10 protein-coding genes are annotated in these 10,230 nt (G+C 60.2%); 2 read left to right on the top strand and 8 right to left on the bottom strand.

The window, feature by feature from the left end; genetic code table 11:
- Positions 1–136: 136 nt before the first annotated feature.
- Both Q7C20_RS26310 and deoC read right to left on the bottom strand, forming a co-directional pair.
- The gene (locus Q7C20_RS26310) at positions 137–913 is read right to left on the bottom strand and encodes an ABC transporter substrate-binding protein (RefSeq protein ID WP_375071135.1); all 777 of its coding nucleotides are present in this window, start codon (positions 911–913) and stop codon (positions 137–139) included.
- A gap of 183 nt (positions 914–1,096) precedes the next feature.
- Positions 1,097–1,780, bottom strand: coding sequence for a deoxyribose-phosphate aldolase (gene deoC / locus Q7C20_RS26305; protein ID WP_375071134.1), 684 nt, complete (start codon positions 1,778–1,780; stop codon positions 1,097–1,099).
- Positions 1,781–1,862: 82 nt separating this feature from the next.
- On the opposite strand from deoC, the gene deoR reads away from it, so the two are divergent.
- Positions 1,863–2,657: a DNA-binding transcriptional repressor DeoR gene (gene deoR, locus Q7C20_RS26300; RefSeq protein WP_375071133.1), complete on the top strand. Its 795-nt coding sequence runs from the start codon at positions 1,863–1,865 to the stop codon at positions 2,655–2,657.
- Between the two features lie 7 nt (positions 2,658–2,664).
- Here deoR and Q7C20_RS26295 read toward each other — a convergent pair whose 3' ends face one another.
- The 6 genes from Q7C20_RS26295 to gabT form a co-directional block, all read right to left on the bottom strand.
- Positions 2,665–3,738 (bottom strand): aldose 1-epimerase family protein, encoded by a 1,074-nt coding sequence (locus tag Q7C20_RS26295; protein ID WP_375071132.1) that lies wholly within the window; start codon positions 3,736–3,738, stop codon positions 2,665–2,667.
- A complete protein-coding gene (gene fucP / locus Q7C20_RS26290; protein WP_375071131.1) occupies positions 3,735–5,066 on the bottom strand; it encodes an L-fucose:H+ symporter permease in 1,332 nt (443 codons plus the stop codon). The genes Q7C20_RS26295 and fucP overlap by 4 nt, the downstream gene beginning before the upstream one ends.
- Positions 5,067–5,123: 57 nt before the next feature.
- Entirely contained in the window at positions 5,124–6,044 is a 921-nt protein-coding gene (gene rbsK, locus Q7C20_RS26285) for a ribokinase (protein ID WP_375071130.1), read from the bottom strand.
- Between the two features lie 441 nt (positions 6,045–6,485).
- Positions 6,486–6,974 (bottom strand): Lrp/AsnC family transcriptional regulator, encoded by a 489-nt coding sequence (locus Q7C20_RS26280; protein WP_003174918.1) that lies wholly within the window; start codon positions 6,972–6,974, stop codon positions 6,486–6,488.
- Positions 6,975–7,019: 45 nt separating this feature from the next.
- Positions 7,020–7,664 carry a 2-haloalkanoic acid dehalogenase gene (locus Q7C20_RS26275; protein WP_375071129.1) on the bottom strand — a complete coding sequence of 215 codons (645 nt, stop codon included), beginning with the start codon at positions 7,662–7,664 and terminating at the stop codon, positions 7,020–7,022.
- A 48-nt stretch (positions 7,665–7,712) separates the two neighbouring features.
- The gene (gene gabT, locus Q7C20_RS26270) at positions 7,713–9,005 is read right to left on the bottom strand and encodes a 4-aminobutyrate--2-oxoglutarate transaminase (protein ID WP_375071128.1); all 1,293 of its coding nucleotides are present in this window, start codon (positions 9,003–9,005) and stop codon (positions 7,713–7,715) included.
- Between the two features lie 193 nt (positions 9,006–9,198).
- On the opposite strand from gabT, the gene Q7C20_RS26265 reads away from it, so the two are divergent.
- Positions 9,199–10,125: a 2-hydroxyacid dehydrogenase gene (locus Q7C20_RS26265; protein WP_375071136.1), complete on the top strand. Its 927-nt coding sequence runs from the start codon at positions 9,199–9,201 to the stop codon at positions 10,123–10,125.
- Positions 10,126–10,230 lie beyond the last annotated feature (105 nt).

Genomic DNA, 10,230 nt, shown 5'->3' with positions numbered 1-10,230 from the left:
TGGGGCGAAGACCTTTTGGTTACTTTTGGGGCGTTTGCCAAAAGTGACCCGCTGTAAGAGCGGAACCAATATCAGCCATCACCGCAGCAACGGATATGTACACCAACGCCCCAACTGATCAGCACCACTCAACCCATCACTCCCCATAAATATCAGCCTTGAAATACCGCTGCGAAATCTCCTGATACTCCCCACTCCCCCGAATGCCATCAATCGCCGCATTCAACTCCCCGACCAACGCAGCATTCCCCTTGCGCACCGCAATCCCGGCGCCCTCGCCCACGTATTTGGGGTCTTTAAGCTCCGGCCCAACAAACGCATACCCCTTCCCGCGCGGCATCGCCAGGAAGTCACTCAACGGAATCGTATCGGCAAAAATCGCATCCAGCCGCCCCGCCGCCAAATCCATATAAATCTCTTCGTTATTACCGTAACGCTTGACGTTAATCCCCTTGGGCTCAAACACCTCGGTCGCATACCGATCAGTCGTGGTGGCCCGCTGCACACCCACCGTCTTGCCCTTGAGACTGGCGTACTGATCATCCACCACCGCACCGTCCTTCATCACCAGACGCGAGGAGGTGAAGTAATACTTGTGCGTAAAATCCACCGACTTCTTGCGGTCTTCATTGATGGTCATCGACGACAACGCCATGTCGATTTTCTTCACCTTGAGCGAAGGAATCAGGCCATCAAACTCACCTTCCACCCACACACACTTGACCTTCATCTGCGCGCACAACGCGTTGCCGATGTCGTAGTCAAACCCGACAATCTTGCCGTCCTGAGTCTTGGAAGCGAACGGCGGATACGCCGCCTCGATACCGATGCGCAGGGTTTTCTCGGCGGCCAGCACCGGGCCGCAAGCGAGCAGGCTCAGGGCCAGGCCGGTGATAAATGCACGTGTCTTCATGATCGTGGTCTCGCAAGTTGGTGTTGGTTTGGCAAGAAAGGAGCAACCGTGCCACATGACGTTTTATACTTATAATTCCATATTGGACTTTTGTGTATATACCGTCAACCGGCTCACCGCCGCGCACACCACCCACAAAAAAGCCACTCAATCGAGTGGCTCTGTTCAGGCTCTTCACATCCATCAATAAGCCGACGCACTCGCCGGCGCGCCGCTGACAATGCTCACCCCCGAACTGGTGCCCAGGCGAGTGGCGCCGGCCTCGATCATGGCCACCGCTGTCGCATAATCACGCACCCCGCCCGACGCCTTGACGCCCATGTGCGGGCCCACTACGCCGCGCATCAATGCGACGTCTTCCGGGGTGGCGCCACTGCGGCTAAAGCCGGTGGAGGTCTTCACGAACGCCACGCCAAGGTCGCGGCAGATTTCGCAGGCGCGGGTCTTTTGCGCGTCGTCCAGCAGGCAGGTTTCGAGAATCACCTTGAGCGGTACCGCGCCGCAGGCCTGTTGCACGGCGGCGATGTCGTCGCGCACCGTATCGAACAGGCCCTCACGCAGTGCGCCGATATTCAGCACCATGTCGATCTCGCCGGCACCGGCGGCGATTGCCTGGCGGGCTTCGAAGGCTTTACTCTCGCTCAGCCCCGCGCCCAGGGGAAAACCGACCACGGCGCAGACTTTGACGGGTTGCCCGGCGAGCAACTGTGCGGCGTAAGGCACCTGGCCCGAGTTCACGCAGACGGAATAAAAACCGTATTCCCGGGCTTCGCTGCACAACACGGCGATCTGTTGACGCGTGGCGTCCGCCGCCAGCAACGTATGGTCTATAAACTGTGCGAGTGCTGCAGGTTTGATCACGCTCATGAAGTAGAGTCCTGGTGAAGACACGCGGGGGGTGTGAAGCGTTAGAGGCCACACGCTGAATATGTTAATATACTAACACTAAATGTTTAAATCACAACAAATCGGAACGCCTGTGGAAAGCAAACAGTCAGAACGCATCAAACTGATCCAACAAGCCTTGCAGGACCAGAAAGCCATCCACTTGCGCGAGATGGCCGCGTTGCTCGACGTTTCTGAAATGACCTTGCGCCGCGACGTGACCCGCCACCCGCAGACCTTCCACTTGTTGGGCGGGCATATCACCCTGGCGTATGACCCCAGCGACGCGCCCGATTACAAGGTCACCGAACAAGGCAGCCGCCACGTTGAAGAAAAACGCCGAATCGGCAAACTCGCGGCGGCGTTCATCAAGAACGGCGACACGGTGTTTTTCGACTGCGGCACCACCGTGCCTTATGTGATCGACTTCATTGCTGACGAGCTCGAATTCACGGCGGTGTGCAACTCGCTCAACGTGCTGCTCAAACTGCAGCAGAAACCCAATTGCACCATTGTGCTGTGCGGCGGCACCTTCCATCGCAAAAACCAGGTGTTCGACCATGCTGACGAGAGCAGCATCCTCGACAGCGTGCGCCTGACCTGGGCGTTCATCTCGGCTGCCGGGGTCAGCGAGAACTTTGGCGTGACCTGCTTCAACTTCAACGAAGTGGGGGTCAAGCAAAAGGTGTTGCGCCAGGCCCAACACAGCCTGCTGCTGGCGGACCACAGCAAATTCGACGCCGTGCGCACCGCCCATTTCGCCACCCTGGAACAGTTCAGCGTGGTGATTTCCGACAAGAAAATCCCGAAACACTACCGCGAACTGATCCTCAAAAATGGCGCGCAATGTGTGGTGTGAACCGCCTTTAATCGCCCCACTTGCGGCCGAGTTGACGGCGTTCCTCAGCCGATAAATACCCGGTGCTGACGCTGAACGCCGCGCTTTGCCCGGCCGCCAGTGAGCGCACAGTGCCTTTGGCTTTTTCCACCCGGTAGCCTTCGGGCTCGCAGGTGGCGGGCAATACAAATGCGGCGACGGCCTGGTCGGCGTTGTGCAGGATCCAGCGCGTCGCATGGGAAAACTGCTCTGGCCGATAGCGCGTGTAAAACGCAGCCCCTTCGGGATGATCGAGCAGAAAATGCGCCTCTCCCGCCGCGTCCGCAGGCACGTCTTCGAAGAAGCACACGATTTCCGGGTCATACAGTGCCGGCGAGTTCAGTGTGTGAAGGCGTGACGGGTCTTCGCTCAACTGTGCGATGTACGCTGACCACTCGGGAGTCGGTCGCACATGGGCGGGAACGCTTTGCCGAACCCGCGCCCGCGCCCCGGCCAATGGCTGAACCAGGCGCGCATCCGGCACGTAGGCGTAGTTCATGTGCGCCATATACATCAACTCCATCGCCTTGCCCGCGAGGTTGGTCACCTGCATGCCGATGTCGAACACGCCCGAGCCGACACGCAGGGTCACCGAAGGCATCGCCAGGTAGTGGTCACCAAAGCCTTGAACGTATTCATACCTGCCGCTCAGCCGCAGGTAAGGCCCCGCCGCGTCTTCGCCGACTTCCAGCCACGCCGAGTCCATCGGTGCGCAGGGCATTTCGCCGTGCAGCGGGTGGTCGTCGTCGGGCGCGGGGCAGCCGTTGCGCAACAGCCCCGCGTGAAACATGAAGCAGCCGTAGGTGCCGATGACTGTGGCGCTGGGCTTGGGCTGGCTGAACATATTGCGCATGGTCAGGTCGCAGCCATCAAATTGCGCCGACCAGATCATCTGGCCCTGATAAGGCAAGGCCACCACACGACCCCGGGCATTTTCCAGCGCCAGGGCTTTTACGCCACTGGGGAAGGTCCAGGCCCGCACGCGAAAATCGGCGGATTCCAGCAGCGTCTTTTCGGCGCCCGTGAACTGCTCGGGTGACAGGGCGATGGTGAGGGCCTTCATGAGGCCACCGCCACACCGGCTTGGCGTTGCGTGGCGCGATTGTGGCGCATGCACGACCAGGCGTAGGCGACGATCACCACAAAGCACAGCAACGGCACGCTATAGGCCAGTTGCATGTTGCCGTGGGTGGCATCCGACAACAAGCCCTGGAACACCGGAATCACCCCGCCGCCGACGATACTCATCACCAACAGCGAACCGCCGACGCCAGTGTCTTCGCCCAAGCCGTCGATGGTCAGGCCGTAGATGGTCGGCCAGCACGGCCCGAGGAAAATACTCACGCCCACGGCGGCATACACGGCACTGATGTTGGGCACCAGAATGGTGTAAGCCAGCAACACGATGGTCAGCACGCCATAGATCGCCAGCACCTGGGCCGGGTGCAGTTTGCGCATCAACAGATTGGCAATCATCTTGCCAACAAAATACGCGGCAAACGTGGTGAGCAGAAACCACGAAGCGCTGCGTTCATTCATCCCGCCCATCTGCATGGCCAGGCGAATGGTAAAGCTCCACACCCCCACCTGTGCGCCCACATACAGGAACTGTGCGAGCACCCCAAAGGTGAAACGCGGGTTTTTCGCCAGCCGCGAAAGGCTCTGCCCCAGGCTGCTTTTTTTAACGTCAGCCCTGGCGTTGCCCCGGCACGCTGGGAATCGGGTGATGGCGATCAGGATGAACATCAGCACCAGTACGGCGATCATCCATTTGTAGGGCAATAGCGTCGACTGGATCATCTCCAACTGCTGAATCGCCGCCTCGGAAGCACTCATTTGCGTGAGTTGTTCGCGCGTGGCGTCGGTGTCCTTGAACATCACGAAACTGCCGACATATACGCCGGCCATGGCGCCGAACGGGTGGAAGGTCTGGGAGATGTTCAACCGGCGAGTACCGGTTTCACGCGGGCCCATCAGCGTCGAATAGGTGTTGCAGGCGGTTTCCAGAAAGGACAGCCCGCACGCGATCACAAACAACGCCATCAGGAACATGCCGTAAGTGGTGGTCGATGCCGCCGGAAAGAACAGCGCGCAGCCGGCCATGTACAGCAACAACCCCATCAGGATCGTGGCTTTGTAGCCGAAGCGGCGCACGACCATCGCTGCCGGAATCGCCACGAAGAAGTAACCCAGATAGAACGCCGACTGCACAAAGGCCGTCTGAAAATCGCTGAGCAGAAAGGCCTTTTTAAAGTGCGCGATCAGCACGTCATTCATGCTCGCCGCCGCGGCCCACAGCGCAAAAATACTGCACAGCAGCAGGAACGCGAACCAGGGCGTGCGGTTGAGGTAGAAACCATCCGGGGTCTGTTGGAGCGGGACTTTTGTCATTGTTATTCTCCGAGGGAAACAACACGCGCCGGCCCACAGCCGGCTGCGTTGGTGGGATCAGACGTCGTTGAAAAACTGCGCAAAGGTAGCGGCGTCGGGGTAGGAACTCTGGGTGCCTAACCCGGTGACCGAGCAGGCGGAATACGCCACGGCGCGGGTCATGGCCGCACGCATATCGCCCGCCTGACTCCAGTAGTGGGCGAAGCAACCAATGAACGCATCGCCCGCGCCGGTGGTGTCGCGCGCGACCACCGTGCGCCCCGGCACGTGGAACTCGCCCTCCTCGCCCACGTACAGCGCGCCGTTTTCGCCAAGGGTGACGATGACGTGGCGAATACCTTGCGCGCAGAGTTCGCGCGCGGCGATCAACGCGCTGTCGGGGCCGTGTACCGGCTTGCCGGTGATCAGCGCCAACTCGCTTTCATTGGGGATGAAAAAGTCCAGCAGCGCCAAGTGATCGCGGCTGAGCCCTGCCACTGCCGGCGCCGGGTTGAGCAACACCGCGATGCCGTGGCGCTTGGCAAACTCGATGGCGTGGTAAACGGTCGCCAATTCGATTTCCAGTTGCAGCACGATCAGGCTGCATTCGCGCAGCGAGGCCTCGGCTGCATCGATGTCGACGGCTTGCAAATGCGCGTTGGCGCCTTTGACGATCAGGATGCTGTTGTGGGAATCGCTCTGCACGAAAATCGGCGCCACGCCACTCGACACACCCGGCACACGGGTGACGTAGCGGGTGTCGATGCCATGGCGCTTGAAATTGGCCAGGGTGTTATCGGCAAACATATCGTCACCGACCTTGGTCAGCATCAGCACTTCGGTGCCGAGCCTGGCAGCGGCCACGGCCTGATTGGCGCCCTTGCCGCCGCAGCCCATGGCAAAGCCTGGCGCTTCCAGCGTTTCACCCTGACGAGGCATGCGGTCGATGTAGGTGATCAAATCGACCATGTTGCTGCCGATGACGGCGATCTTGTTCATGGTTTTTTTACCTTGTGCACGTCATGGCAGGCACCAGGACGCTGTTATTTTGTTATTTAAATAACATTTGATGTGATTATTCAATCTTTTTTTGAGGCCGCTTGGAAAATACGAACCGGCACTGAGGGCCAGCCCTTTCAAGGTCTTTGGAAATTTGTCTGATAGGGCGAACACTATCCCTGTGGCGAGCGGGCTTGCCCCGCGTTGGGCTGCGAAGCGGCCCCAAAACCAGCGGCTGAGGAGTATCTGACTCACCGCATTCTTCCTTTTTAGGGTCGCTTCGCAACCCAACGCGGGACAAGCCCGCTCGCCACAGAGTACGTATCGCCTGTTCTACCTAAAGACCTTGAAAGGGCTGGCACTGAGGGCCGGTGTGTGAAGGGGCCGCAAACAAAAAAACCACTCAAACGAGTGGTTTTTGTGTGAGTCAGCGCGCCGGAATCAGTGACGCAAGAGCTTGCGCAGGGGCACGCCATCCTTGAGGACGGGCGATTTGATCACGATGTAACTGAAGTATTTGGAAATGCCGATGTTCTTGTCCAGCAGGCTTTCGACCACTTCCTGGTAATGCTGAATGCTGCGGGTCATGAAGCGCACCAGGTAATCGTACCCACCGCTGATCAAGTGGCATTCAAGGACTTCGTCGACCAGGCGGATATTGGATTCGAATTTGGCAAAGTCTTCGCGCTTGTGGTCGCTGAGGGTGATCTCCGTAAACACCGTGACCGAATCGGTGATCTTCGCAAGGTTCAAGTGCGCCTTGTAGCTGGAAATATAGCCGGCCGACTCCAGCCGCTTGACCCGTTGCAGGCAGGGGCTGGCAGACAACCCGACAGCATCGGCAAGGCTGACATTGGTCATCCGGCCGTCCTTTTGCAGCTCTACCAATATGCTGATGTCGATTCGGTCCAGCTTCACTAGCCCTTCCATTGCGTACCTCTTGACTGCCATTGTTAGGACAATCTTCTAGCAAAATCAGCGCCGTAAAGACAGCTGATGCTGAGCCACCAGGTCCGCCATGCTGTTGATACAGTATTCGCCGGCGCACGGTGAAGGCTGCCGGGTTCGGTTGCGGCCTATCAGGCAGCGGTCGAGCGCTACCTGCGCGCCGACCGACGGTCGCGTTACATGCAGCACGGGCAGCAGTTCACCCCACTGAAGCTTATGGCAGTGTGGGTCTTCGGCCAGGGAAATAAAATCGTCCGCGGCGATGCCGAGCCGTTCGCACAAGACCCCACGGTCTTCAGTATCGCGGTCCCCACGCACCAACAGGCGATAGAACTTGCGCAGGTACAGCATCGCCCCCGGCGCGTCTTCGAACAACGACCAATTGCCCGCTGAACGGGCAAAACTCATGCCCTCCTCCCAACTTGCGTGCATTCCCCAGGACGCTGCCAATTGGCGATGGGCAAAACACAGCAAACCACTGAAGCCTAGCTCAGTGAAGCGCGGGTAGAGGGTCGCCACCACCGCATTGAACTCGGCCAGCACTTGCTCCCGGGAGGGCTGCCCGCCACGGCTGTCGAGCAGGGGTTGCAGCGCCGCCCACACCCCCGAATCCCGATCCACCAGCACCTCATCGCAATCAATCAGCAACGCTCGATAATCAGTCAGCCCCATGGTGGGTCAAGCCTCCATTGATGCAATTGGCCCGTAACGGGCACAGCCTCAGTTCAAGACCCGTGCCAAGGCCGCGTCGAGAATCTGCACGGCCTCATCCACTTGAGCGTCGGTGGTCACCAACGGCGCCAGGAAGCGCAGCACGTTGCGATACACCCCGCATTTAATCACCAGCAAACCACCCGCGCGGGCCTCGTCGATGACCCGCTGATTCAGCTCGGCATCCGGCGTGCGAGCCGCGTCAGCCTTGATCAGCTCAATCGCCAACATAAAGCCGGTACCGCGCACGTCGCCGATGCATGGGTAGCGCGCCTGCAAACCGAGCAAGCCCTGACGCAGGCGTTCGCCCAACGCCTGGCTGCGCGCCAGCAACTGTTCCTGCTCGAACGCGCTGATCACGGCCAGTGCCGCCGCACATGCCAGGGCATTGCCGCCGTAGGTGCCGCCCAAGCCACCGGGCAGTGGTGCGTCCATGATGTGCGCCTTGCCGACCACGCCGGATAACGGCAAGCCGCCCGCCAGGCTTTTGGCCACGGTCACCAGGTCAGGCTGGATGCCGGCGTGCTGGAACCCGAACCACGTACCGGTACGGCCAAACCCCGTCTGGATCTCGTCAAGGATCAGCACAATGCCGTGCTTGTCGGCCAATGCACGCAGTGCTTGCAGAAACTCGGGCGGCGCGGCGAGGAAACCACCGTCACCCTGCACGGGCTCGATCAGAATGGCGGCCACCCGCTCCGGTGCAACCTGGGTCGCCAGCAATTCATCCAGGGCCGCGAGGGCCATGTCACTGGTTACACCGCGATAAGCGTTCGGGTACGGGGTGTGAAATACCTCCGGCGCGAATGGCCCGAAGTTCTGTTTATAGGGCTGGCTCATGCCGGTCAGCGTGGTGCCCAACAAGGTGCGGCCGTGAAACCCGCCACGAAAGGCGATCACTGCCGAGCGGTTGGTGTGAGCGCGGGCGATTTTCACCGCATTTTCCACCGCCTCGGCACCGGAGGTGAAGAACGCCGCCTTGTGGGGCGCCTCCCCGCCGATCATTTCGCACAGGCGCTGGGCCAGGTCGAGATAAGGCTGATAAGCCACCACCTGGAAGCACGCGTGGGACACCTTGTGCAATTGGGCCTGCACGGCGGCGACGACCTTGGGGTGGTTATGCCCGATGTTGAGCACGCCAATACCGCCGACAAAGTCCAGGTAACGTTTGCCATCCACATCCCACAACTCGGCGCCCTGGGCGCGATCAATCACCAGAGGGTGCGCGGTGATCAAGCCACGCGGCACGAATTGATCGCGCTGACGGAGCAAATGAGGGGTTTCGTCGACTTTGCTATTCATGGCATTTCCCATCGTGAGTCCGGCAACCTGGAAGTGGTTGCGATGCTGTTCAGAGTACGGCGTGTGGGCGACGAACTAAGCCGAACTTGTGCCGTGAGAAATTCGGATCAACTGTTTTGCCCCCGGCTTTCAACAGATCCTGCGCCGGGTTTGAGTGATGATGATCGCTACCTTTACCCAACAGGAATTGCCCATGGCCTTGCTCTACAAAGCCGATCCGGTGCGCGGCCAACACTGGCAGACTCTGTTCGCCGAACACGCGCCGGATATTGCCTGGCGCGCCTGGCCCGACATCGGCAACCCGCACGAGATCGAGTACCTGGCCGCCTGGCAGGCGCCGGAAGACGTGGCGCAGTTGCTACCGAACCTGAAGGTGCTGTTTGCGTTGTCGGCCGGGGTTGATCAACTCGACCTCGGCCGTTTACCGCCAGACTTGCCCGTTGTGCGACTGCTTGATCCGGGTATCACCCGGGGCATGTGTGAGTACGCCAGTTGGGCGGTGCTGAGCCTGCACCGGGACATGCTGCGCTACCGCCAGCAACAGATGGCGCGCTGTTGGCAGGCGCATGCGTTGCAGCCGGCGGTGAGTCGGCGTATCGGGGTGATGGGGTTGGGGGCTCAGGCGCAGCAGATTCTGGCGACTCTGGCGCCGCTGGGGTTTGGCTTGTCGGGCTGGGCGCGCAGTGCGCACCGGGTTGCGGGGGTGGCGTGTTATGCGGGGGACGCGCAACTGGCGACGTTTCTGAGCCGGTGCGACATTTTGCTGTGTGTGTTGCCGTTGACTGAGCAGACCCAGGGAATTCTGGATCGGCGGTTGTTTGCGCAACTGCCTCGGGGGGCGGCGGTGATCAATATGGGCCGGGGTGGGCATCTGGTGGAGGAGGATTTGCTGGAGGCGTTGGCGAGCGGGCAACTGAGCGGCGCGGTGTTGGATGTGCTGCAGGAAGAACCGGCGCGCGCGGATCACCCGTTTTGGGGGCATCCGCAGGTTGTGTTGACGCCGCATATTGCGGCGATGACTCAGCCGGGGAGTGCGTTTGCGGGGTTGTTGGAGAATATTCGGCGGTTTGAGCGGGGGGAGCGGATGGTGGGGGTGGTGGATCGGGGGCGGGGGTATTGAGTGGGTGCATATCCGTTGCTGCGGTAACGGCTGCTTATGGTTCCGCTCTTACAGCGGGTCACTTTTGGCAAACGCCCCAAAAGTAACCAAAAGGTCTTCGCCCCA

The sequence above is a fragment of the Pseudomonas sp. AMR01 genome, from assembly GCF_041946035.1.
GTDB classification, from domain to species: domain Bacteria; phylum Pseudomonadota; class Gammaproteobacteria; order Pseudomonadales; family Pseudomonadaceae; genus Aquipseudomonas; species Aquipseudomonas antarctica_B.
The sequence above is the reverse complement of the archived record's forward strand: the minus strand, read 5'-3'. Positions and strand labels throughout refer to the sequence as shown.